Origin of the sequence: Streptomyces sp. CB02056, assembly GCF_001905545.1 — a bacterium.
Taxonomy (GTDB): Bacteria; Actinomycetota; Actinomycetes; order Streptomycetales; family Streptomycetaceae; genus Kitasatospora.
In genome coordinates this window covers 90,483-112,568 of sequence record NZ_LIPD01000023.1, presented here as the reverse complement: position 1 = coordinate 112,568, position 22,086 = coordinate 90,483, and the positions used below count along the sequence as shown (strand labels likewise).

The window sequence follows — 22,086 nt, the reverse complement described above, 5'->3', positions numbered from 1 at the left end:
TCCCGCTTCCCGCTCCCCGCGCTTCTCGTCTTCCCGCCAGGAGGCCCCGATGCCCGCTCGCACCCGCACCAAGCGCCGCTCCGCGCTCCCCGCCCTGCTGATCTCCTCGCTGCGCCCCAGCACCTACAACCTGCGTCCGGCCGAGCTCCACACCGTGGTCTGCCCGGACTGCCAGCGATGGCAGCAGATCGTGGGCGCCACCACCCTGACGATCCGTGACCACCACGGAACCGACCTCGGTGGCGCCGAGCTCGCCGTCGGCCAGCGCGACCGCCGCTGCCCCTCCGCCCGCCGTGTCGTGATCATCGACATCGACGTGGCGGCCTGGCAGCGGGCCCAGGACCGGCGGGTGTCCCCGGACGCGATGCCCGCCGAGATCCGCCGCCCGACCACCGTGCTCAAGAAAGTGAAGGCGCCCGTCGCCCCGACGGTCCTCCAGATCGCGCAGCCCCGTCCGGCCGCCCCCGCGCCGACGGCCGCCGAGCGCGCCGAGCAGTGGGCCGGCGTCCGGCTGCGGGTCCTCGCCGCCGACATCCGGCGCGAACTCCCGCTCGAGGACGCGGTTGGCCCGATCCGCGGTGCCGAGGTGCCGACCGACCACGAGGACACCCGCGAGGTTTCCCGGGCCAGCGCCGAAGCGCGTACCGAGCAGGCGATCCGCGCGGCCAGCCCGGTGCGCCGGGCCGCCTGACCCACCACCAGCACGAGCCACCACGGCCGCCGCCCACCCGAGCACGACGGGGTGGGCGGCGGCCGTCGCTCTGCCCGGACAACCGCTCGCTCAGCGAGACCACCCCCCGAGGAGACCGATGCCCGACACCTCGACCGCCACGCTGCTCGCCGAGGCTTTCACCTGGTACTCGACCGGCCTGCGCGACCTCGTGCAGGAGCTGCTGGACGACGCCGGCCTGGACACCACCGTGGACACGGCCGACGACCTGTGCGGCGACCTGTGGCTGCACGCCGCCGAGCTCACGGCGGTCCGCACCCTGTCGTTCACCGAGATCCTGGACCTCCTGGACCGCAACGCCGACCTCCTCGTCGGCCGCCTCCAGCACCGACCGCAGCTGATCCTCGCGGGCCGGCTCGACACCGCCGCCGACGCGGTCGACGTCGCCGAGCTCGCCGCCGCCGCCACGGACCACGGTCCCCTCCCCCGTCCCCGGAGCCGGTGGGCCCTCACGTACATGAGCGCGCTGCACACCGCGGCCTGATGCGCACCCACCTGGTCGCCTACCTGGCCCGCACCCGCGACGGCGCGGAGCACGGCGTGGCCCGCGTCCCGTCGGCACGCGACCAGCCGTCGTGGCACGAGTGCGCGGCCGTCGTCCCCGGATACCTCATCGGGCAGTACCTCGGCGCCGCCCCCGAGCCGGAGGAGAACCGGCCCGGGCGCCGCTCGGCCTGACCCGCCGCCAGCAGCACGGACCGCGACGGCCGCCGCCGACCCCGACCTGCCGGGGCGGGCGGCGGCCGCTTGTACACCAGCCAGCACACCAACCGGAGGTCCTGATGGCCAAGAAGATCAGCAAGAAGCTCGCCGCGGCGCTCGCCCGGGACAACGACAAGGAGGACGCCGGGATGCACGCCGACGACCGCGAGACCTGCTTCACCCACCAGGCCTGGGCCGGCGACTGCGAGTCCCGGCACGTGCGGCCCACCGCCGAAAGCATCCTCTTCGAGGCCCTCTACCTGGACAGCATCCGCAACGACCGCGCCTGACCCGCCAGCAGCACGAACCGTCACGGCCGCCGCCGACCCGATCACCGGGCCGGCGGCGGCCGTGGCTGCTCGTACCCACGGCACAGAGCAGCAAGAAGGCCCCGGGGTGGCACCCCCGGGGCCGAGTCGGTCGCACCACCCACCCCGCTCAGGACGAGAGGAACACGACCGTGGACACCATCATGCACGACGACGAGGACACCCTCGACGACCTCTACCACCGCTACTCCGCCCGCCTCCTCGCCGCCGCGACCGAGCGCCTCGCCGCCATCGGCCCCGACGCCACCCAGCTCGACGAGGACGTCGCCCAGGAGGTGTGGGCCGCCGTCGCCGCCGGCCACTACCCCACCGGCCACTACGGCCTGGACGGCCTCCTCGTCCTCCTCGACCGCGCCGTCAGCCGGGTCCGCGCCGTCCGCGCCCGCGAGTGGCCGGCCGGACTCCCCCAGGCCCGCCCGCGCATCCAGGCGCCCGACGTCCTCGAGGACCTCGCCACGAACCTCGCCGCCGCCCCGACCCCGCTGCGGCCGCGCCGCCCGGCCACCACGAACACCCTGCTCGCGCTGGAGGTGGCGTGATGGCCGTCCTCCACCTCTCCGCCCGCCCGAACAGCGCGACCCACACCTCCACCGCCACCAGCAGCAGCACCAGCGGCGGCACGCAGGCCCCGTGGCCGTGCCAGACCGTCGACCCCGAGCTGTTCTACCCGCTCGCCCAGTCCGCCTCCGCCACCTCGGTCACCACCGGCGAGCAGACCGCCCTCGACCACTGCGCGACCTGCCCCCTCGCCCGCCGCAGCGCCTGCCTCACCGAGCAGCTCGCCCACGGCCCGAGCGGCCAGTGGGGCGTCTCCGGCGGCCTCACCGCCGCCCAACGCCGCCACCTCCTCCACAACAACGGAAAGGCCGGCCCCGCCGTCGCGGCGCAGATCCGCGCCCAGCTCCAGCAGACCCCCACCACCAACCTCCCCCTGGCCGGCTGACCCCGATGACCGACCAGGCCCTCGCCGAGCTCCAGCGCCAGATCCAGGAACAGGCCGACCTCCTCGCCGCGCAGCACGCCGCCGAACGCGCGCTCGCCGACCAGCTCCGCCAGCAGCAGGAAGCCGCCCAGGGAGGCGCCCAGTGACCACCACCCACACCAGCCGCTCCTACGCCGGCGGCGGTACCCCCAAGCCGTCCACCCCGCCGGCCCCGCCCTCCCCCACCCCCAGCGGTGGCCGGTGAGCAGCCCCGAGGACCAGGCCTGGCCCCAGCGGCAGATGGACGAGTTGCTGCGCCGGGCCCGTGAGATGCACCAGCGCGCCCAGGCCGAGAAGGCGGGTCAGCAGCAGTAGCCAGCACCAGCCACGACACGAAGGGATCACGCCTGTGATGACGACCGAGGAGTACGACGCCTGGCAGGCCGGGCTGGAGCAGATGCACCGCGACTACGAGGAGGACGACCAGGCCGAGCTGGCCGCGTACATGGACGAGCTCGACGCGCGAGACCTCGCGGCCTGGGCGGACCCGGTCCTGGAGCAGCCGGCCGTCGGCGGGGCGCTCCTGGAGCAGCGGCACGTCCTGTGTGAGGCCGCTCACCCGGAGACCGTCGCCGCGCTCCAGCGCCTCGCCACCCTGGCCTGACCGCCGGTTGCTGTCGTTCGCCGCCGCGTCCCGCCCCCGCCAGTACGGGGCGCGACGCGGCGGTGTTCGTCGGTGCCTGACGCACCGCCCCCTCTCCCCTTCTACAGGAGGACACCCAATGAGCGAGCTCGACGAGATGGCCGCGTACTTCGGCCTGACCCTCTCCCCCGACACCCCCGACCCGCTGGAGCCGCTGGCGGAGCTCGGCCGCCAGCTGGACGACCCGGCCCAGCGCGCGGCCCGGCGCACCGCCCGCAAGGCCCGCGAGGCGGCCGCGATCACGGCCGAGCGCGAGTACGCCCGGGCCTGGCACGGGATCCGGCGGGCCCCGGCCGCCCGGGTCGTCGACCTGCGCGAGCAGATCGACCTGGCCCACGGCCGCGCCGGCCTGCTCGCCCAGGTCGAGGAGCTGGCCGAGCAGACCCGGCTGCGCGTCACCACCACCCTCCTGAGGCGCGCCTCCGACCCGCAGCTCGGGTCCCTGGCGCGGCGGATCAGCACCGGCATCCGGGAGCTGCTCGCCGTCCTGGAGGGCGACTTCGTCCACCCCGACGAGGCGCACCGCATCGCCGAGGCCGCCCTCGCCGACCTGACCAGCCGCCACCTGGCGGCGCGGGCCACCGGCGGGCCCGCCGACCTGGGCGACTGGGCCGAGGCGGTCGAGCTCGCCCTCGCCGTCGTCCGCACCGCCACCACCCGCGCCTGACCGCCGGCCGCACCTCCGCCCGACGGGCCTGACACCCCACCCCTGGAAGAGAGGACAGCCCCGGTGCTGACCATCACCAAGAGCAGCGAACTCCAACGGCTGCGCACCCGCTCCGCCGAGGCCGACGACCTGGCCGCACAGCTCGCCGAGACCGCCGTCCTGCTGACGGCCGCCGCCAGGATCCAGCAGAAGCTCGCCGAGGAGAACAGCCTCCTGCGCCAGGACCTGGGCCTGAAGCCCGCACAGGACCTGCACGACAGCGTGGAGGACCGGGTGGCCGAGCTGACCGCACGGAACACGGCCCTCCACCAGCGCAACCTCCAGACCTCGGGCACCGCGCTGCGCCAGTTCGACCAGGACGCGGAGACCATCAGGCAGCTGCGCCTGGAGCTGGCCCAGGTCCGCGGCCGGGCGGCCGCCGCCGCTCCCGCCGCCGAGCCGCAGTGCACGGTGCTCCGGTTCCGGACCGCCGGCGGCGGCCTGGCCGTGGTGACCGCAGAGCCCGGGATGTACGACGCCGACCCCTACGACTACACACCGGCCGAGGGACGCCGCCACGCCTGGCAGTGCCTGGCCTGCGGCGCCGACAGCGACGGCCACACCACCCGGGACCGCGACGACATGCGCCGACGCGCCAACGAGCACGCCGCCGACTGCCGGGCGATCCCGGCCGCCACCGGCGATACCACGACGACGAAGGAGGCGAGCAGGTGACGGACAGCGTGTACGTGGCCCGCGAACAGCACGAAGCGCCGGCACCGGTGGAGCAGCAGATCGTGCGGCGCCTGGCCACCCGGGCCTGACCGCCGGCCGCCGCCGCGTCCTGTCGGGCGGCGGCCAGCAGTGTCGCCCCGGATGCTGCCTTCCCTCCCCCGTCCGTCGCCGCGCCCCGCGCCCCACCGGGGTTGGGCGCGGCGGCGTTCGAAGACCGCTGGCGCGCCAACGGCGGCCACCCCGAAGAGAAGAGGTCCCGATGCTGAAGCGCCTGCGCAGCTTCTTCACCGACACCATCACCGAGTTCCAGGGCCACCGGGAGTTCACCCGCGGCATCAAGGCCCGGATCACCGGAGGCGACCAGGAGGCCGCCGAAGCCTTCCGCACCGGCACGCTCGCCGCGGTCTTCACCCGGCGCGGCTGCCTCGCGCGCGGCGAGGAGGTCGCCCGCTACGTCCGGCTGGTGCTGGCCGCCGACGGCACCGCCGACCGCGTCGCCTGGCTCCGCTACCGCTGACCGCCGCGTTCCCCGCACGCACCTATATAGAGGAGGAGCCCTCGTGGCGACCCGACGCACCCCGGCGCGCCGCCCGACCGCGGCGAAGACCCCCGCGAAGAAGACCACCGCCCCGGTCGCGGCCGAGCAGCCCACCGCCGGCCCGGTGCCCGTCGCCGTCGACCAGACCGCGGCCGAAGCGGTGCTCGACCAGGCCCGCGCGGCGCTGGCCGACGCCCGCGACCGCGCCGCCGACCTCAGGGACCTGGCCGAGCAAGCCGCGGCCGACGCCGCCGCCCTCACCCAGGCCGCCGACCACGAGGCCGCGCGGATCCTGGACGGCGCCCGCCGGCAGGCCACCGACCTGCTGGCCGGTGCCGAGCAGGACGCCCAGGCGCTGCGCCAGGAGGGCGCGGCCACCGCCAGCACTGAGGCCGAGCGGCTGCTCACGGCCGCGAAGGCGCGCGCCGCCGAGCTGCTCGCCGACGCCGAGACCGCCGCCGACCAGGTCCGGGCCACCGCCAGCACCGGGGCCGACCAGCTGCTCGCCGACACGAAGGCGAAGGCGGAGAAGGCGGCCGCAGCGCTCACCGCCGAGACCGAGGCCAAGGCCAGGCAGGGCGCGGAGCAGATCCTCGCGGACGCGACCGAGACGGCCGGCCAGCTGGTGGAGACCGCCGAGACCCAGGCCCGGCAGATCCGCCGCACGTCGGACTCCGACCTCACCACCGCCCGCGAGCAGCTCGCCGACGCCACCGAGGCCCTGGAGCGCACCCGCCAGCGGGTCGACGCCTACCAGACCGAGGCCGAGCGCGACCTGGCCGGCCGCCGGGCGCTGGCCGACCAGGCCTGCCGCGACGCGCTGGCCGCCGCCGACCAGGCCCGCGCGGACGCCGCCGCCGATGCCCAGCGCATCCGCGACACCGCCGCCGCCAAAGCCCGAGAGCTCGCCGACGCCACCGAGGCACAGGCCGACGACCTGCGCCGCCAGGCCGAGGACCTGCGAGTGCGGCTGGAGGAGACGGCCCGGACGGACGCGGACGAGATCCGCGAGACGGCCCAGGCCGAGGCCGAGCGGCTGCGCGAGCAGGCCGAGAGCGACGCCGAGGCGATCCGGGAGGAGGCCGCCCGCCAGGCCGCCGGCCTTCGCGAGCGCGGCCAGCAGCACGCCGACGCGCTGCGCACCACGGCGGAGAGTCGGGCCGCCGAGGTGGAGCGCCAGGCCAAGGCCGCGCGCGGCAAGGCCGAGGCTGAGGCGCAGCGGATTCTCAACCAGGCCCGGATCGAGGCCGAGCAGGCCATCAAGGGGGCGGCCGGGCAGGTGGTCGGGGCCGAGGCCAGGGTCGAGGTGCTGGTCGCGGAGGAGCGGCGGATCGCGGCCAGGCAGGCGGCGCGCAAGCGGGGCCTGCCCGCGCGGGCTCGGCGTCGCGCCGTCCAGCTGACCGCGTGGGCGTGGACGAAGGCTCCGTGGGCGGCGCTGGCGGCCGGTGTCGGTCTGACCGCCAGCGGCGAGTACGCGCTGGCGGTACTGGTCGGCATCCCGGCCTCGATCGGCTGGCTGCTGCCGGTGTGCGTCGACGTGTGGGCGATGTCCGCGATCCGCGCCCGCAAGCCGAAGGAGGTCGTGGCGGCGCTGGTGACGATGATCCTCGCGAACGCGATCTACCACGTCGCCGACGCCCACCTCCTTGGAGTGGTGCGGGGTGCCGACGGAACGTGGCACGCGCAATGGCAGCTGATCGTCGCCGTTGCATGCATCGCACCGATCGTCGTCTGGCGCGTCCACGAGCTCGTCCCGCACGCCCCTGCAACGCACGACGACGACACCGCTCCGGCGGACGAGCCATCTGCAACGCAGCCCGACGGGACTGAAACGGGAGCTGCAACGGCCCCGGTCCACCCCGCCCCGGCACCGGCCCCGGCGATTGCACCCGTGCCCGTTGCACGACCCGCCGCCCCGGGTGAAACCGCAGGTGGAGCGAGTCGTGCAACGGTCGGCGCTGCAACGCGCCTCGCGCTGGCGGCCGGTGAAACGGGCCGCAACGCGAGCGCTGCAACGGCTGCAACGCCCCGGTCGGACACAACGCCTGCCGCTGCAACGGCAACGGCTGGCGCAACGACGGTGAGCGTTGCACGGGTCCTGACCAAGACCGACATCGAGGTCATCACCCGGCACGTGCAACGCCACCAGGGCCCGCCCGAGAAGCTGCCGTTGCAGCCCATCGCCGAAGAACTCGGCGTCTCCAAGTCCACCGCGTCGCGGCGCGTCGCCGCCTACCGCGACCTCGCCAAGGCGAACTGACCGACGAGTACTCGGCCTTTCCGGTGGCCACCAGGGCGCACCAATCGCCCTGGTGACCGCCGAAGGCGCCGAAGCGCCGAGCACCACCGTACCGAGCACAAGGAGTCCTGATGAGCACCCTCGCCTACCTGACCGGCCTCGCCCTGGTCCTGGTGGCCGTCATCGCGGCCGTGGCCACCCCGTTCCTGATCGTCCACGCCCGCACCGACGACGACCACGGCCCCGACTGCTGGTGGTGCCACCCCCGGCTGCGCCGCCGCCGCTGACCGGCCGTCCCGTCCACCGAGATCCGGGCCTCTCGGCTGGCCCCCTGCATCCCCTGACCAGGGGGTCTGCCGGGGGTTGGCGAAGGCGTCCGGCCCCGGCGCCGAGCACCACGCAAAAGAGAAGGAGTACCCCATGGCCGAGCGTGATTCGGTCTACAACGACCCCGCTTACGACGTCAGCAGCATCCCGTCCTGGAAGCAGACGCCGCCGCTGCACGGCGCCTACGCCCCGAACGCCCGCCTTTCCCCCCGCGCGAAGGCGGGCGTGGCCGTCGCGGGCGTCGCCCTGGCCGCGACCGGGATGTTCGCCTGGTCGCAGTACGCCTCCGCCTCCGCGGACGCCGAGGTCAAGAGGGCGCAGATCGCCCTCGACCAGTCGCGGATCGACCTGGAGCGGCAGAAGCAGGAGGCCTCGCTGGTGGCCGAGTCGGCCAGGACCACCGGGGTGGAGAGCGACGCGCAGAAGGCCCGCCGGGAGGCGGTCCAGGCGTGCGTCGCGAAGGCCGCCGGCGCCTACGGCGCGATCGCCGACTGCGGCAAGGCCTACCCGGTGGTCGACGCCCCGGGCATGGTCAACACCGCCCAGAAGGTCGCCTCGAGCGAGGGCGACGGCGGCTCCAACTCCGGTGTCGGCCTGGCCGTCCTCGGGGGCGCCGGCGTCCTCGTGGCGTTCGGCTGGGCCAAGAAGCGTTTCGCCAAGTCGTAACGGATCGTGACCTCCTCCCTCCCTCCTCCTTCCTCCGAGAATCCGTCCTCCCGGCATGTAAGAAGCCATGGGAGGACATTTTCCGGTCGGGAGGGAGGAGGGAGGGAGGTCACTGATAGTGAGGAAAAGTGTGGTGACCGCGACCCCCGCGACCGACATTCCGCCCCCGCCGTCGACCCCGCCGGCGGTGCCCCCGCTGCCCCCCGCACCCGCTTCCCAGCCGGTCGTGGAACCCTCCGCGCAGCCCACTGCGGACGCCGTCCCGAACGTTGCCGCGCACACCGACGGGTCGTCCGAGCGCACCGAGAACGGCCGCCACGGCGGCCTCGCGCAGCTTCTGACGCCCGTCCAGCCCGCCCGCCCCGTCCTCGGTACCACCGCCGACCGGGCCCAGGGCGACGGCGGCGCCAAGGGCTCCGAAGACGCCAGCGGCAAGGCTGACGGCAAGGCCGACGGCGACGGGAAGAAGGACCCCTCCGGTGAAGGCCCCGTGGCGGCCCTGATCCGGGCGGTGGCCGCCAGGCTGGGACGCACCGGCACGGCGACCAACATCCGCAAGCAGCACACCATCAGCGAGAACCGCGTCTCCGGGAACTCCAGCAACACGACCAACAGCAACAAGGCCGACCGGATCGCCAAGGACGACAAGTCCAGCCACAGCAAGGCCCAGCGCGACGCCAAGACCGCCGACCTGAGCAACAAGACCCACCAGCACCAGGGGCAGGACCACAACGACTCCAAGCGGAACCACACCAACGACACGAAGAACCACGCCAACCGCGACCGCCGGCACAACGACTCCGCCGACCGCAAGTCCGCGGACACGAAGTCGGCGAAGAACGACGGCGGATCGAAGACGACCCGCGACGACCGCACCAGCAGCTCCGACACCACCACCGCCGACCGCAAGTCCGCAGGCACGAAGTCGGCGAAGAACGACGGCGGATCGAAGACGACCCGCGACGACCGCACCAGCAGCTCCGACACCACCACCGCCGACCGCAAGTCCGCAGGCACGAAGTCGGCGAAGAACGACGGCGGATCGACCACCGCCGGGCCCGGGCCCGAAAGTCCCGCCGCCGGACGCGGAAAGGCCCGCGCCGCCTCCGAAACGCCCGAGAAGAAGCGCGGGCCCGCCTCCGAAGCGTCGGAGCGCGACCCCGAAACGGCGCCGTCCGCCCCCGAAACGCCGGGCACCGCCAGCCCGGATCCCGCGGCGCCGGAACGAGCCTCTGCCGACCGCCGTACCCAGGCCAAGGAGTTCATGGCCCAGGTCCTCGGCCAGGCGGACGGGCCCGGCGAGCAGGCCGGCTCCGCGCCCGGGCCTGCGCAGGCGAAAGCCGACCCGGCCACCGACGACAAAGGCCACAACACCAAGTGGCCGGCCCCCGCGCCGAACCGGCGCGACCCCGACAAGCCCCCGAGCGGCCGGCCGGGGACGGCCGGCCGCGAGACGCCGGGCAAGGACCCCCGGACGCCGCCGTCCACCACGGCGGCGCCCGGCACCGATACGCCCCGCGCCGGGCACGTGCGACCCACACCCGGAGGTGAGGACCCCCCGGTCGACCGCGCCAAGGTCGAGGCGGTCGCGCAGCTGCTGTTCATGGCTCTCGGCCTGGCGGACGAACCCGGCGGGCAGGCCAACACCCTGCCCGAACCAGCACAGGCGCAGGCACAGGCGGGCCCGGGCATCGGCGACAAAGGACACGGCACCAAGTGGCCCGGCGCCAAGCCGGGCAGCCAGGACACCGGCAAGGACCCGAACGGCGAACAGCGGCCCGCCACGAACGGGCCGGCCCGCACGCCCGCCGAGACGAAGGGAGGCCCCCGGCAGCAGGCTGTGCCGCCCAAGCCCGCCTACCCGCCCTCGCCCCCGCAGGGCGCGGGCGCGAAGGCGAGCTCCCTGCTGAAACCCGCCGCCCCGACGACCCCCGGGCCGGCCGCGCCGCCCAAACCCGCGACCCCGCCCTCACCCCCGGCCGCCCTGCGCGTCACACCGGCCAGAGCGACCAACGACGGCAACACCGCCCAGACCCGCGAAGGAGCAGCAATGCCGGGCGCCCCGACGGCAGCAACGAGCGAGGGGCCGTCCCTCGGAACGACCCTGGGCCGTATGCACCTGGAGCCGGAGCAGCAGCGCCGCCCGGTCGAGCCCGCCGCGGTTCGCGATGTCAGCGCGACGGGCGTCGAGTACCAGGTCGACGGCGACGGGGTGAGGGTCAAGTCCCGGCTGGAGATCCGGAACCTCAAGAGCTTCATGCGGGCCATGGCCGGCAAGCGAGCGCTGCTCGCCGGCTACGACGACAACAGCAAGAAGATCAAGGCCGAGGCGGAGAGGCTCGCCAACGACGTGCTGTGCCTGCGCGAGGCGGCGAAGGAGATCCGCGCCGGCGCCCGACTGGTGGCGGTGCTCGACAAGCTGCACGAGAGCGCGAAGACCACCAGCGCCAAAGCCGTCGACATGCACCAGTCGCTCACGAGGGGGACCGAGGCGATCCAGGCACTGATCACCAACTCCGACGTCCGCCACGGGATCATCTTCCGCGCGGTCGTGGACAGCGACCTCACCGAGCCCGCCGAGAGGGAGTTCTACCGCGACGAGAACGGGAGCTGACCGATGGCCAAGGTATCGCTGACCTACATCAGCCTGAGGCTGTCCGTCAGGAGCGCCGCGAAGAAGGCGCGGGCGCTGGCCGACCGCCAGGCGAAGCTGACCGCCCGGCTTCAGGAGGAGAGCGACGACGTCAAGCGGATCGCCGAGCAGATCGCCAGCCTCAAGGTCGACCCCTTCACCGTGGCCGAGACCGAGGACGTCGGCGGGCTCATGCGCCAGCTGTGGAAGTACGCGGCCTGGTACGCCGCGGCCGCGCTGGAGACCAGCAAGAACGCCTTCGCCGCGGACCGGCAGGCGCAGGAATCGCACGGCGGCATCAAGGAAGCGGCCGACAGGTCCCCGGTCGAGATGGCCGACCGCGGCTGGTACAAGCAGGAATAGGAGCAGCCATGACCACCGACAACACCGCACAAGCCCAGCCGGCGGCCCGCAACCCGGCCGTCGAGAAGCGCTTCGCCGCCGCCCAGGTCGCGGCTCCGCTCCTCGTCGCGGCGGGGATGCCGTTCCTCGACCCGCAGGCGGCCACCACGGTGAGCACGTTCCTGGCCGCGCCCGTCCTGGTGGCGGGCGCCACCGCGGCGGGCCTGCTGTCCGACGGCGTCCTGGACGCCCTGCCGGGCGGGGACATCCTGCGCGCCCACCGGATCCCGTTCGCCGCCTCCGCGGTGGCCACCGCCACCGCGGCGGCCACCGCCACCCTCAACGGCACCGTCGGCATCGACGCACTCGTGGCCGGCTGGATGACCATGCCCTCCCTGCCCGGCTTCGTCTCCGTCGCCTGGTGGAGCACCGTCGGATTCGTCGGCTGGGCCCTGCGCCCGGTCCTCGGCAGCAGCCGGCGCCGCAAGGCGCGGCCCGCCCCGCCCGCTGCGGACCCCGGGCCCGCCCGTGACGCCCGGGTGGAGAAGATCCTCGGCCTGTGGGACGCCCACATCTCGGGTGAGTACGGAGCCCACACCGGCCAACACCTGACCCTCCACGGGGTGAGCGACGCGGACTGGGACGGCCTGATCCAGGCCGCGCCCGGCCGTCCGGTCACGGTCACTCCCGAGACCGTCTCCGGCACGTTCCGCATCCCCGCCGAGTGGATCACCGTCGCCGACGGCCCGCACGCCAGTTCCAAGCGCATCGTCGTGCGCCTCACCGCCCCCACCCCGGAGGAGTTCCAGCACGGAGACCTGGAGCGGACGTGGCTCAAGAGGGTCGCCCGCAGCGGAGGCTGCATGCCCGGCACCCACCTCGAAGGCCTCATCACGGACCCCGCCACCGGCGGTGTCGCCGCGTGGATCTGTGCGGATGAGGACACCGACGCCCTCAGCATGCCCGACCCCACCCGCCTCGCCGGGGCGCTGCACAAGACCACCCTGCTGGTCAGCGTGGAGGCGACCGACGACCCGCGCCGCGCGATCCTGCGCGTCATGGAGCGCTCGCCGCTGGAGGACGGCAGGCCCCTGCCCGGTGCCAAGGCCCTGGTGGCCAACGACAACGGGTTCGTCACGCTGGGAACGGGCGTGTCCGGCAAGCCGGCCCGTATCCAGCTCTTCGACGAGAAGGGCGGCGCGCGTCACGTCCTGGTCGCCGGCGTCACGGGCTCCGGCAAGGGCGGCGTCCTGCAGCTGATCGCCCTGAGCTACCACGTCAACGGCGTGGCGATCATCTACGCCGACCCCAAGGGCAGCTCCAACCCGGACATCGAGGACATGGCCGCCTACGCCGGCTGCGGCCGGGAGGGAGCGATGGGCTCCCTGCGCCTGGCCTACGCGCTCCTGCAGCACCGGATCGCCGAGAGCCAGAGCCTGCGCGCGAAGAACTTCACGGCCAGTGCCGAGCGGCCGTTCGTCGCCCTGATCCTCGACGAGTTCGCGCAGCTCCTCGGGGAGAAGTCCCCCTACCGGGCCGAGGCCGCGATGATCATCGCGGCGATCGCCGAGCAGGGCCGCTCGCTCGGCATCTGCCTGGTGCTGTGCGGCCAGATCCTCAACCTCGACAAGATGGGCGGCGACACCGCCGTACGTGACAACGTCTTCTACGGCGGCGCGCTGATCCTCCTGCGCTCCGACAGTTCCCAGACCCACCGCGTCGACCTCCCGGACTCCTTCGACGGGATCGACCCGTCCAAGATCCCCGCGTTCTGGAAGAAGGCCAACGAGAGCCTCATCTACGACCCGGACCTCCCCGAGGACGACCCCCGTAGGACCTTCGGTCTCGGGTACGTCGTCGGCCCGGACGAGCGCGCGGAGATGATGCGCGCCTGGATCCAGGAGTCCGCCGCCGGCCTGTGGGACCCGGAGGCCGTCGCCGTCCCGCTCGACTTCCCCGACTGGGCCGACCGGGACCTGATCGCCGCCACCCCCGTCGGCGCGGGCACGGACGGTGCCCTCGGCCCCGACCTCGACGACTGGACGCCCGCCGAGACCACCCGCACCGCACCCGCCCGCGAGCCCACCGCCGAGGAGAAGATCCTCCGCGTCCTCGGCGACCGCGCCGACCCGATCGGGCTGGACATCGGGTACGTCCACATCGACGACATCACCTCGATGACCGGGGTGTCCGCCAAGACCGTCGCCAACAAGCTCACCGACCTCGTCAAGGCCAGAAAGGTCGTCCGCAACCCGGACCGGGCCGGCGAGTACGGCCTGCCGCTGCTCAAGAACACCGACCAGGACAGCCTGCCGGAGCCCTCCGACAGCCTCTGACCGCTGGCGACACCGCCGAGGTGCAGCCCGACGTCCAGCCCTCCGCTCGCCCGCCCGCCCGCCCGGCCCCGACCCGGGCGGGCGGATCCACACCCGCACCACGCATCCAAGCCCAGGCCGTCCGGCCGAGGGCCCCTCACCCATGCCCACACGAACGGAACCCCGCCATGGCGCACACCCACCTGCTCGTCGGCACCGCCGGCTCCGGCAAGACCCACACCCTCCAGCGGCTCGCCGACCGGGCCGCCGCCGACCCCACCGCGACCGCCTGGGCCATCGAGCCCCGGCGCGACAGCCTGACCGCCGTCGACCGGCACGCCGACTTCGACGGCGCCGAGCAGATGCTCGACCAGGTCCTCGACCTCGCCCGCCGGCGCACCGCCGCCTGCGTCGCCGCAGGCAGCACGGCCCACACCCCGACCGAGGACCAGCCGCGCGTCCTGCTCCTCATCGACGCGGCCGACCAGCTCCTGCGCCGGCGCCGGGTGGCCGAGCAGCTCCAGGAGCTGGTCGTCACCGGCCGCGACCTCGCCATCGAGACCGCCGTCGCCACCAGGAACCTGCGCCTGGACGTGTGGCCGCTCGGCCTGCGTGACCGGCTCCTCGCCGGTGACCTCACCGTCCATGGCACCCCCGACCGGTACACCGCCGACCTGCTGCGCGAGCGCATCGCCGACGGCACCGCCACCGTCCTGCCCCACGCCGTCCGCTCCCGCACCGCCGCCGGCGCCAACGCGACCGGCACCGTCCTGGCCCGGGGCCGCGGCGGCATCACCAACAACAACGGCTGAACCAACCACCAACCCGAAGGAGCAACCAGTGACCACCAGCACGCCCGACACGGCAACGGACCCCTGCCCGGACTGCCAGGCCGCCCCCGGCGACGTCCACCAGGACGACTGCGACATCGCACTGTGCGCCCAGACCGGCCGCCAGCGCCTGATGTGCGGCCACGACGAGGACGACGAACGCTGCCGGAGCACCTGGACCGGCCAGTGGCCCGGCACGGCCGAGTGCCGCGAGTGGGACTGGTACGTGCGCGACGTCCCCGGCCTGGGCCTGGTGCCCTGCCCCGCCGACGCCCCCGACGCTGTCGAGGACCTCAACCGTCTCAACACCAACGCCCGCTGGAACCCCGACACCCAGCGCTTCCAGCGCACCTGACCGGCCCACCAGCCTCGCCACCGGCCGTACACCGTCCGCCCGCCCCGCCGAACCCCGGTCGGGCGGGCGGCGGCGCGTCCGGGGCCGGGACCAGGCAGCCGGCCCACCCCCGCGAGCTCCGGAAGCGGCGCGCCCAATCCGCGAGCTCCGTGCGCTCGGCCGCGCCACCCGAGTTCAACGACCGCCCACCACCTGAAACCCAACCGGAAGGACCCTTGATGACCACCACCGTCGCCGCCCACCGACTCGCCGAGGCCCTCACCCAGGTCATGCCGCACATGGCCGACCCGACCAGCAGCACCCCGATCCTGGCCAGCGTCCGCCTCGCGAACGACGGCACCCACCTCCACGCCGTCGCCACCGACCGCTACACCCTCGCCGTCGCCCGCCAGCGCCCGCACGCGTGCGAGGACGAATGGACCGCCACCGTCGGCGCCGTGCACGCCGCCTACCTGCAGGCCTGGGCCGCTTCCCACCCCGGCCACCACGACACCGTCGACCTGGCCGTCGAGCCCGGTCTGCTGACCGCGAGCAGCACCGCCGGCCGCATCACCGTGCCGACCCTGGACGGCGCCCACGTCCCCTGGCGGGGTCTGCTCGCCACCCACCTCGGCCGCCCGGCCGAGCCGGTCGACCTCACCACCCTGGACACGCAGTACCTGGCCCGGTGGGCGCAGGCCGGCCGCCACCTGCAGATCACCCAGGCGGCGCCCGAAGCGCCGCTCGTCCTGACGGGGGCCGGCTTCATCGGCCTGCAGATGCCAGTGCGCCGGGTCCTCCAGAACACGCCGAGCCGGGCCGAGCTCGCCGCCGACTGGGCCGCGCCGACCGGACACAGCACCGCCGACGACGTGGACTTGCCGATGCCGGCCGACGGCGACGCGGCACCGGCCATGACCGAGGACCTCCTCAAGCACGTCCTCATGTCGACCCAAGAGCTGTACGACGTCGTCGGCGGAGAGGACCACGCGGCGACCGCCGCCCACGCCCGCGCCGGATCGCACGCCTGGACCGCGTACCGGCTGCTCCAGGTCCTGCGGGTGATCGACCCCCGCACCACCGAGCTCGCCCTCGCCGACATCGCGAGCGAGCTCGAGGACGGGGACTTCGCCGAGCGCGCCTTCGACGACGCGGAGACCCTCGGCCACCAGCCGCAGGCATGGATCGACTCCTACATCACCGCCCGCGCCGCACGCGCGGAGCAGGCCCACGACGCCCGGCGCGACACCCCCGCCCCCGACCACACCGCCACCCACCCCACCGCCCAGGAGGCCTGACCACCAGAAGACCCGACAGCAGCCGGACACACCCGCCCCGCCTCTCCGGCTCACCCGACCCCGCCCCGGGCAGCGCGATCAGCCCGCCTTCATCTGACCCCGCACCACGCCGCCCGTCCCCGCGCCGAGCCCAGCACACCACCCCGAACAGGAGCAGCACCCCCGTGAACCAGCCCACCGAGCCCACCGCCGCCCAGGAGCAGCCGAGCGTCAGCGTCCGCGAGTCGGCCCGGCGCCGGACCCGCGCCCTGACCGCCCCCGGCGGCTGGTACGACCAGCGCCGCCGCGAACTGGCCGGCGCCCTGGACGACTTCCCCGGCGCCGAACCGTGGGTGCGCACCCTCGCGTACCTGGTCGCGATCACCCTCGCGGTCCTGGTCCTGGGCACCGTCGGCGGCATCCTGTTCAACGCGGCCGGCGCCGTGATCGACGCCGTGCACCTGCCGCAGAACCTGCCCGCCGGCGGCGACGGCCTGCGCGCCGCGATCACCGGCCCCATCCACGCCTACCTCGGCACCCACACCGCCGACCCGATCACCCCGGCCACCGCCTACGACGTCTGGAAGACCGTCGGCCTGATCGCCGCGCTGCTCGCCTTCATCACCCGCGGTGCCATCGCGCGCGCCAGCTGGACGGCCTGGTCCACCGCCACCCTCGCCATGGTCTGGTCCGCCGCCCCCGAGACCGGGCGCCCGGTCGCCGTCGGCCTGACCGCCGCCGCCATCACCGGCATCTCGCTGTTCGCCCTGCGCGGCCTGACCTTCTCGCTGCGCCCGATGGTGATCAACCGCACCGACGTCCAGCCGCAGATCACCATCCAGGCCCCCGAGCCCAAGACGGCCCGGCCCGCCCGGCCGACCGTCCCGGCACCGGGCTCGCCCTTCGACCAGCACTGAACCTCCCGGGTGGGCCGGTGCACCGAGCACCGGCCCACCCCTCCCTTCCCCATCCCGCACCGCCGACCGAGAGGCACCCGCCGTGGCCCTGGCCATCTCCCGCGACGCACAGATCGCGGCCCTGTACGAGAAGCTCCACCACCGCTCCGCGATCCTGTCCGGCCTCACCCCCGGCAGCAAAGCCCACAGCGGGATCCAGGCCGAGTGCGACGCCATCCACGCCGAGATACGACGTCTGCAGTCCACCACCAGCATCTCGCCCAAGGCCGTCCTCGTCGGGCTCGCCGTGATCCTGCTGCTCATCTGGAGCGCCGCCCACTGACGCCCGGGCACTGACGCTGCCCACCACCGCGCCCGCCGCCCCCGAGCCATCCAGGCCGGGACGGCGGGCGCCGTGGTGCGCGGCGCGGCCGCCCGGCCGGCACCGACCAGATCGGAGAACCCGTTGAGCCCGCACGACAGCACCCCGGCCGTCCCGCAGCACCGGGCAGACCTGCGCGACCTCGAACCCCTCGCCGCCAGGGTCGCCGCCGCCCGAGACGGCCGTCCCGCTCCCGCCCTCGACCCCGCCGCCCGCCAGGCCCTCATCCGCCTCCTCACCGAGGCCGCCGCCCGGGGCGCCGCCATCAACCCCCAGGCCGCTCTGGCCGCCCAGACCCGCGCCGACGAGCTGCGCGCCGGGCTGGACTGACCCGTCCGCCCGGACACCCGGCACCGCCCACCCGACACCACCGGAGAGGACCCACCGCCATGCCCCGCCGCAACCTGCTCCAGCTCCTGCCCGCCCGCCTGCTCCGCCGCTTCGGCTACCACCTCGCGCTCCATGACCCGGCCGCCTTGGCGGCCGTGCTGGAGAGCAACCTCGACGCCGCCCGGGCGGCCCGGCCCGCGGACCTGCGCAGGGCCTTGGCGAGGTCGACCTCGCCGATGGAGTTCCAGCCCGGCCTGGTCGGCCTGCACCGCGAGGCGGCCGGCATCGTCGTCTACCTCTGCAACGCCGCGGCCGCCTCCGAGACCAACCTCGACCTCCACGACCCCGACCAGCGCCAGCTCTACCGGGACCTGCTGGCCGCCGTCGGTGCCGCCGAGGAGCTCCGGCTCCGTGTGGCCACCGCCGCCGCCCACGCGCTGCCCGCCCTCGCCGAGAGCGCCTCCGAGCTCCAGCACAGCTGACCGCCCGTCCGGACAGCGACGCTGCCCACCACCGCGCCCGCCGCTCCCGAGCCATCCAGGCCGGGGCGGCGGGCGTCGCGGTGCGCGGCGCGGCCGCCCGGCCGACACCGACGAGATCGGAGAACCCGTTGAGCACGACGACCGCAGCCGGCCACCTCGCCGCCGCGTCCTTCGAGATCACCACCTTCGGCACGCTCCACCAGGACCCGCCGCTCGGCGACGCCCTCACCGTAGATCTGACGACCGCTCTGAGGAATCCGCCGGAGGACCCCGCCGTGCGCGAGCAGATGATCCGCTCCACCGGCCTCGACCAGCACGTCCTCGACTACGTCCTCGCCACCCCCGGCGCCCGCGAGATCGTGGAGCGCACCGTGCGCCGGGCCCTGGCCCAGCACACCGCGCTGCCCGGAGAGACGGTCCGCATCCATGTCTATTGCCGCGGTGGCAGGCACCGCAGCGTCTCCGTGGGCCGCGAGGCCGGCCGACTGCTCCAGGAGCTCGGCGCGGCCGTGACCGTGACGCACCGCCACGTCCACCTGCCGGTCAAGGAGACCGCCCGGTGACCGCCACGGCCGCACACGACAACGGGGCCGGTGGCGGGTGCGTGTTCTGCGCGATCGCCGCCGGCCTCGCACCCGCCCAGATCGTGGCCCGCTGGCCCGACGCGCTGGCCATCGTCCCGCTGAACCCGGTCACCGACGGGCACCTGCTGGTCCTGCCGACCAGCCACACCCCCGACGCCGCGTACGACCCGGACGTCACCGCCGCGACGATGCGCCGCGCCGCCGAGCTCGCCCAGGGCGCCGGCCCGGCGAACCTCATCACCAGCATCGGCCCCGAGGCGACGCAGACCGTGGCGCACCTGCACATCCACCTCGTCCCCCGCCGGACCCACGACGGCCTCCACCTCCCCTGGACCGTCCCCACACCCGTCGCCGCCGAAGCGCAGACCACCAGCGACGACCCCACCGGGGCCTGGCTCTGACCCGCTCCGGGCACTGACGCTGCCCACTACCGCGCCCGCCGCCCCGGCCAGCCAGGCCCGGACGGCGGGCGCCGTGGTGCGCGGCGCGGCCGCCCGGCCGAGCAACCGACGCCGGAGGACTCCATGACCACCGACACCACCACGCCCGCCCAGACCGCCGCTGTCTACGAGCCGTTCAACCAGCCCGGCAGGCCCTTCCGCCAGGACAGCATCTTGGGCGAGGCCACCGACTGGGATCTGACCCGCCTCGCGCTCTCCGAGCGCAGCTTCGCCACCTACAAGGACGACCCGCGCGCCGACGAGGCCCGGCGGATCGGCGAGCAGTTCACCGCCGAGGAAGCGCAGCGCGTCGACGACTACCTCGTGGCGAGCATCCAGGACACCGGCCACCTCGACGCCATCGCCACCGCCCCGGAGCTCACCCACGACGACCGGGCCTGGCTCATCGCCGAGCTGCGCCTGGCCTGGGAGCGCCTGGACCGCCTGCGCGACAGCGTCGACCATTCCGGAAGCCTCATGAACACCAGCTACGCCTCCAGCTCCATCGACTACGTCCGCTGGTCGGCGCAAGCCGCAGGCGTACTCCCCCTGCCCGGAGCGCGGCCCGGTCGCCTGACCACCCAACAGCCAGCGCCGCCCACCGGCCCAGCGCCCCGTCCCCGGCACTTCGGCCCGGGGCGGGGCGCCACCTTTCCTGCCCACGAAGAGAGGGAACACCGTGCTCGCCGCCACGTTCGCAGTCGTCTTCATCGCCCTGTTCGTCGGCCACCAGGTCGGTGACCACTGGATCCAGAGCTCGTGCCAGTCAGCCCGCAAGGGGATGCCCGGTCGGGCCGGCCGCTGGGCCTGCACCAAGCACGTCAGCACCCTCACCCTGACCAAAGCCCTGCTGCTGCTCCCGGCCGCCCTGGTCCTCGACCTCCACCTCACCGCGGCGGGCCTGCTGCTCGGTCTGGCCGTCGACGCCGGAACCCACTGGTGGGCCGACAGGCGGACCACCCTGGCCTGGCTGGCGAAGGTGACGGGGAAGAGCGAGTTCTACGGCCTGGGCGCGGACGTCGTCGACACCTCCACCGCCGAGGACGGGATCACCGGCCGGCACCTGGGCCGAGGCAGCTACGTGCTGGACCAGAGTTTCCACGCTCTGTGGCTCTTCGCCGCGGCCCTCATCATCGCGGCCGTCTGACCGGGCACCGACGCTGCCCACCACCACGCCCCGCCACCCGGCCACCCAGGCCGGGAGTGCTGGGCGTTGTGGTGCGCGGCGCGGCCGCCCGGCTGAACACCACCCCCTCGGAGGCAACCGCCGTGACCACCACCCTCGCCACCGCCCAAGCCCGCACCCTCGACCCCGTCGAACCCGGCGACGTCGTCGTCATGATCGGCGCCAGCGGCTCGGGCAAGTCCACGGCACTGCTCGCCGTGCCGCCGCACCAGATCGTCAGCCTCGACCAGCTGCGCGCCGTCGTCTCCGAGCCCGGTGACCAGGCCGCGACCGCGGACGCCCTGCTCCTCCAGCACCAGATCCTGAGCATGCGGCTGCGCCGAGGGCTGACCACTTTCGTGGACAACGTGAGCTGCGAGAGCCACCACCGGCTCCAGCTGGTCGACCTCGCCCACGCCCACGGCCGCCGCACAGTCGCGGTCCTGACGGACGCCCCGCTCGACCTCTGCCTCGCCCGGAACTCGAGCAGGCCCGACCACCAGCGAGTGCCGGAGGACATCCTGCGCTACCAGCACCGCATGGCCCGCTCGGCCCGCGCCCTCCTCCACCACGAGGGCTTCGACGAGATCCGCCACCACCGCACCGGGCACTGACGCTGCCCACCACCGCGCCCCGCCCACCGGCCAGCCAGGCCCGGGTGGCAGGGCGCCGTGGTGCGCGGCGCGGCCGCCCGGCCCAACCCCGCTCCCCTGGAGGCACCTGATGACCGAGCAGACGACCCGCGCCCTGCTGAGCACCGCCCTCGACACCGCCGACAACATCGCCATCGCCGCCGCGGCGGCCGCCGCCGGCCTCACCACCTACCGCACCCTCGCCACCCGCCCGGCCGAGACCCGCTTCACCCTCGCCGTAGCCGCCGCCGGCCTCGCCGCCTGCCTTACCGACCAGGCCACCACCCAGCTCCGCCGACCGCTGCGCCACCGCCTCGGCGTCCCCGCCTACCGCTACGCCCCCGCCCCCGCCGCCGCGCCCGCCCCGGCGCCCTCGCGGGAGCAGCTCGCCGAGGAGGTCGCCGCCGACGCCGCACACCGCGCGGCCACCGGAGCCCACGGCCTCGACCGCAGCGGCGGCAGCCTGACCGAGGCCGCCAACTGGGTCGGCGCGGAGGACGGCACCGCGACGTGCGAGCTGCCCGGCGGCGCGCACCTGCTGTGTGTCCCCTCCCCTGCCGACCAGCACGGCTACAGCACCCGCACCTACCTGCTCGTGCGCGACGGCGAGCAGCAGATCCAGGTGAGCAGCATCAGCGAGCTGGTCGCGCTCCTGGACGAGCCCGCCGCCGACACGGCGCAGCCCGCCGACAACGAGGACCAGGCCGAGGACCCGTGGTCCGCCCTCGGCGAGGAACTCGCCATCGCCGAGCTCTGCCCCGCCGCGGCCGTCGACGAGGACCAGGCCGACGAGGCCGACGAGGGCGAGGGCGCTGGCCTCCCGTAGTTCGACAGCACCTCGGCAGCGGGCCGGCCTCCACCGAAGATCGGCCCGCCGCCCCCTCCCCCGCCCCGCCGCTCAGATCAGG

The 22,086-nt window shown here is 74.6% G+C and carries 30 protein-coding genes; all 30 read left to right on the top strand.

The genetic code is table 11. The features are described from left to right. The first annotated feature begins 49 nt into the window (after positions 1-49). The 30 genes from AMK13_RS38270 (at position 50) to AMK13_RS38135 (ending at position 22,004) form a co-directional block, all read left to right on the top strand. On the top strand, positions 50-691 hold the full coding sequence (locus tag AMK13_RS38270; RefSeq protein WP_074006170.1) for a hypothetical protein: 642 nt from the start codon (positions 50-52) through the stop codon (positions 689-691). Positions 692-809: 118 nt separating this feature from the next. Beyond that, positions 810-1,214 (top strand): hypothetical protein, encoded by a 405-nt coding sequence (locus AMK13_RS38265; RefSeq protein ID WP_074006169.1) that lies wholly within the window; start codon positions 810-812, stop codon positions 1,212-1,214. Next, positions 1,214-1,408, top strand: a complete 195-nt coding sequence (locus tag AMK13_RS38260) for a hypothetical protein (protein WP_074006168.1) — start codon at positions 1,214-1,216, stop codon at positions 1,406-1,408. Before AMK13_RS38265 ends, AMK13_RS38260 begins: the two co-directional genes overlap by 1 nt. A 104-nt stretch (positions 1,409-1,512) precedes the next feature. Beyond that, a complete protein-coding gene (locus AMK13_RS38255; RefSeq protein ID WP_241853208.1) occupies positions 1,513-1,722 on the top strand; it encodes a hypothetical protein in 210 nt (69 codons plus the stop codon). 170 nt (positions 1,723-1,892) lie between these two features. Next, entirely contained in the window at positions 1,893-2,300 is a 408-nt protein-coding gene (locus tag AMK13_RS38250; protein ID WP_074006167.1) for a hypothetical protein, read from the top strand. Next, positions 2,300-2,704, top strand: a complete 405-nt coding sequence (locus AMK13_RS38245; RefSeq protein WP_074006166.1) for a WhiB family transcriptional regulator — start codon at positions 2,300-2,302, stop codon at positions 2,702-2,704. The genes AMK13_RS38250 and AMK13_RS38245 overlap by 1 nt, the downstream gene beginning before the upstream one ends. Positions 2,705-2,709: 5 nt before the next feature. Further along, positions 2,710-2,850: a hypothetical protein gene (locus AMK13_RS43875; RefSeq protein ID WP_158077797.1), complete on the top strand. Its 141-nt coding sequence runs from the start codon at positions 2,710-2,712 to the stop codon at positions 2,848-2,850. Between the two features lie 245 nt (positions 2,851-3,095). Beyond that, positions 3,096-3,347, top strand: a complete 252-nt coding sequence (locus tag AMK13_RS38240) for a hypothetical protein (RefSeq protein WP_074006165.1) — start codon at positions 3,096-3,098, stop codon at positions 3,345-3,347. 118 nt (positions 3,348-3,465) lie between these two features. Then, positions 3,466-4,053: a hypothetical protein gene (locus AMK13_RS38235; protein ID WP_074006164.1), complete on the top strand. Its 588-nt coding sequence runs from the start codon at positions 3,466-3,468 to the stop codon at positions 4,051-4,053. Positions 4,054-4,116: 63 nt separating this feature from the next. After that, positions 4,117-4,767 carry a hypothetical protein gene (locus tag AMK13_RS38230; RefSeq protein WP_074006163.1) on the top strand — a complete coding sequence of 217 codons (651 nt, stop codon included), beginning with the start codon at positions 4,117-4,119 and terminating at the stop codon, positions 4,765-4,767. Positions 4,768-5,026: 259 nt separating this feature from the next. Next, entirely contained in the window at positions 5,027-5,284 is a 258-nt protein-coding gene (locus AMK13_RS38225) for a hypothetical protein (protein ID WP_074006162.1), read from the top strand. 43 nt (positions 5,285-5,327) lie between these two features. Further along, positions 5,328-7,565, top strand: coding sequence for a hypothetical protein (locus AMK13_RS38220; RefSeq protein ID WP_074006161.1), 2,238 nt, complete (start codon positions 5,328-5,330; stop codon positions 7,563-7,565). Between the two features lie 110 nt (positions 7,566-7,675). Continuing rightward, the gene (locus AMK13_RS44355; protein ID WP_198959513.1) at positions 7,676-7,831 is read left to right on the top strand and encodes a hypothetical protein; all 156 of its coding nucleotides are present in this window, start codon (positions 7,676-7,678) and stop codon (positions 7,829-7,831) included. Positions 7,832-7,964: 133 nt separating this feature from the next. After that, positions 7,965-8,537, top strand: a complete 573-nt coding sequence (locus AMK13_RS38215) for a hypothetical protein (protein WP_074006160.1) — start codon at positions 7,965-7,967, stop codon at positions 8,535-8,537. Positions 8,538-8,670: 133 nt separating this feature from the next. After that, positions 8,671-11,151 carry a hypothetical protein gene (locus AMK13_RS38210; RefSeq protein ID WP_074006159.1) on the top strand — a complete coding sequence of 827 codons (2,481 nt, stop codon included), beginning with the start codon at positions 8,671-8,673 and terminating at the stop codon, positions 11,149-11,151. A gap of 3 nt (positions 11,152-11,154) precedes the next feature. Further along, the gene (locus AMK13_RS38205; RefSeq protein ID WP_074006158.1) at positions 11,155-11,532 is read left to right on the top strand and encodes a hypothetical protein; all 378 of its coding nucleotides are present in this window, start codon (positions 11,155-11,157) and stop codon (positions 11,530-11,532) included. 8 nt (positions 11,533-11,540) lie between these two features. Continuing rightward, the gene (locus AMK13_RS38200) at positions 11,541-13,847 is read left to right on the top strand and encodes a type IV secretory system conjugative DNA transfer family protein (RefSeq protein ID WP_074006157.1); all 2,307 of its coding nucleotides are present in this window, start codon (positions 11,541-11,543) and stop codon (positions 13,845-13,847) included. Between the two features lie 167 nt (positions 13,848-14,014). Beyond that, positions 14,015-14,638, top strand: a complete 624-nt coding sequence (locus AMK13_RS43870) for an ATP-binding protein (protein WP_074006156.1) — start codon at positions 14,015-14,017, stop codon at positions 14,636-14,638. A gap of 28 nt (positions 14,639-14,666) precedes the next feature. Then, positions 14,667-15,011: a hypothetical protein gene (locus AMK13_RS38190; RefSeq protein WP_074006155.1), complete on the top strand. Its 345-nt coding sequence runs from the start codon at positions 14,667-14,669 to the stop codon at positions 15,009-15,011. Between the two features lie 218 nt (positions 15,012-15,229). After that, positions 15,230-16,288 carry a hypothetical protein gene (locus AMK13_RS38185; RefSeq protein WP_074006154.1) on the top strand — a complete coding sequence of 353 codons (1,059 nt, stop codon included), beginning with the start codon at positions 15,230-15,232 and terminating at the stop codon, positions 16,286-16,288. A gap of 164 nt (positions 16,289-16,452) precedes the next feature. Further along, positions 16,453-17,184, top strand: coding sequence for a hypothetical protein (locus AMK13_RS38180; protein WP_074006153.1), 732 nt, complete (start codon positions 16,453-16,455; stop codon positions 17,182-17,184). An 82-nt stretch (positions 17,185-17,266) separates the two neighbouring features. Beyond that, positions 17,267-17,506: a hypothetical protein gene (locus AMK13_RS38175; protein ID WP_074006152.1), complete on the top strand. Its 240-nt coding sequence runs from the start codon at positions 17,267-17,269 to the stop codon at positions 17,504-17,506. 123 nt (positions 17,507-17,629) lie between these two features. Further along, a complete protein-coding gene (locus AMK13_RS38170) occupies positions 17,630-17,875 on the top strand; it encodes a hypothetical protein (protein ID WP_074006151.1) in 246 nt (81 codons plus the stop codon). 59 nt (positions 17,876-17,934) lie between these two features. Continuing rightward, a complete protein-coding gene (locus tag AMK13_RS38165; RefSeq protein ID WP_074006150.1) occupies positions 17,935-18,357 on the top strand; it encodes a hypothetical protein in 423 nt (140 codons plus the stop codon). A 128-nt stretch (positions 18,358-18,485) separates the two neighbouring features. Further along, complete coding sequence (locus tag AMK13_RS45595; RefSeq protein WP_241853207.1) at positions 18,486-18,920, top strand: RapZ C-terminal domain-containing protein; 435 nt, start codon at positions 18,486-18,488, stop codon at positions 18,918-18,920. Continuing rightward, on the top strand, positions 18,917-19,342 hold the full coding sequence (locus AMK13_RS38155; RefSeq protein WP_074006149.1) for an HIT family protein: 426 nt from the start codon (positions 18,917-18,919) through the stop codon (positions 19,340-19,342). The genes AMK13_RS45595 and AMK13_RS38155 overlap by 4 nt, the downstream gene beginning before the upstream one ends. A gap of 123 nt (positions 19,343-19,465) precedes the next feature. Next, entirely contained in the window at positions 19,466-20,122 is a 657-nt protein-coding gene (locus AMK13_RS38150) for a hypothetical protein (protein WP_074006148.1), read from the top strand. Next, the gene (locus AMK13_RS38145; RefSeq protein ID WP_074006147.1) at positions 20,061-20,528 is read left to right on the top strand and encodes a DUF3307 domain-containing protein; all 468 of its coding nucleotides are present in this window, start codon (positions 20,061-20,063) and stop codon (positions 20,526-20,528) included. The genes AMK13_RS38150 and AMK13_RS38145 overlap by 62 nt, the downstream gene beginning before the upstream one ends. Before the next feature lie 56 nt (positions 20,529-20,584). Continuing rightward, on the top strand, positions 20,585-21,160 hold the full coding sequence (locus AMK13_RS38140; RefSeq protein ID WP_143204745.1) for an AAA family ATPase: 576 nt from the start codon (positions 20,585-20,587) through the stop codon (positions 21,158-21,160). Positions 21,161-21,269: 109 nt separating this feature from the next. Beyond that, positions 21,270-22,004, top strand: coding sequence for a hypothetical protein (locus AMK13_RS38135; protein WP_074006145.1), 735 nt, complete (start codon positions 21,270-21,272; stop codon positions 22,002-22,004). The last annotated feature ends 82 nt before the right edge of the window (positions 22,005-22,086 follow it).

Excerpts from the sequence above, each read along its gene's own strand:
- AMK13_RS38270 (WP_074006170.1), top strand. The coding sequence starts at position 50 with ATGCCCGCTCGCACCCGCACCAAGCGCCGCTCCGCGCTCCCCGCCCTG.
- AMK13_RS38265 (WP_074006169.1), top strand. The coding sequence starts at position 810 with ATGCCCGACACCTCGACCGCCACGCTGCTCGCCGAGGCTTTCACCTGG.
- AMK13_RS38260 (WP_074006168.1), top strand. The coding sequence starts at position 1,214 with ATGCGCACCCACCTGGTCGCCTACCTGGCCCGCACCCGCGACGGCGCG.
- AMK13_RS38255 (WP_241853208.1), top strand. The coding sequence starts at position 1,513 with ATGGCCAAGAAGATCAGCAAGAAGCTCGCCGCGGCGCTCGCCCGGGAC.
- AMK13_RS38245 (WP_074006166.1), top strand. The coding sequence starts at position 2,300 with ATGGCCGTCCTCCACCTCTCCGCCCGCCCGAACAGCGCGACCCACACC.
- AMK13_RS43875 (WP_158077797.1), top strand. The coding sequence starts at position 2,710 with ATGACCGACCAGGCCCTCGCCGAGCTCCAGCGCCAGATCCAGGAACAG.
- AMK13_RS38240 (WP_074006165.1), top strand. The coding sequence starts at position 3,096 with ATGACGACCGAGGAGTACGACGCCTGGCAGGCCGGGCTGGAGCAGATG.
- AMK13_RS38235 (WP_074006164.1), top strand. The coding sequence starts at position 3,466 with ATGAGCGAGCTCGACGAGATGGCCGCGTACTTCGGCCTGACCCTCTCC.
- AMK13_RS38225 (WP_074006162.1), top strand. The coding sequence starts at position 5,027 with ATGCTGAAGCGCCTGCGCAGCTTCTTCACCGACACCATCACCGAGTTC.
- AMK13_RS44355 (WP_198959513.1), top strand. The coding sequence starts at position 7,676 with ATGAGCACCCTCGCCTACCTGACCGGCCTCGCCCTGGTCCTGGTGGCC.
- AMK13_RS38215 (WP_074006160.1), top strand. The coding sequence starts at position 7,965 with ATGGCCGAGCGTGATTCGGTCTACAACGACCCCGCTTACGACGTCAGC.
- AMK13_RS38205 (WP_074006158.1), top strand. The coding sequence starts at position 11,155 with ATGGCCAAGGTATCGCTGACCTACATCAGCCTGAGGCTGTCCGTCAGG.
- AMK13_RS38200 (WP_074006157.1), top strand. The coding sequence starts at position 11,541 with ATGACCACCGACAACACCGCACAAGCCCAGCCGGCGGCCCGCAACCCG.
- AMK13_RS43870 (WP_074006156.1), top strand. The coding sequence starts at position 14,015 with ATGGCGCACACCCACCTGCTCGTCGGCACCGCCGGCTCCGGCAAGACC.
- AMK13_RS38185 (WP_074006154.1), top strand. The coding sequence starts at position 15,230 with ATGACCACCACCGTCGCCGCCCACCGACTCGCCGAGGCCCTCACCCAG.
- AMK13_RS38165 (WP_074006150.1), top strand. The coding sequence starts at position 17,935 with ATGCCCCGCCGCAACCTGCTCCAGCTCCTGCCCGCCCGCCTGCTCCGC.
- AMK13_RS38150 (WP_074006148.1), top strand. The coding sequence starts at position 19,466 with ATGACCACCGACACCACCACGCCCGCCCAGACCGCCGCTGTCTACGAG.
- AMK13_RS38135 (WP_074006145.1), top strand. The coding sequence starts at position 21,270 with ATGACCGAGCAGACGACCCGCGCCCTGCTGAGCACCGCCCTCGACACC.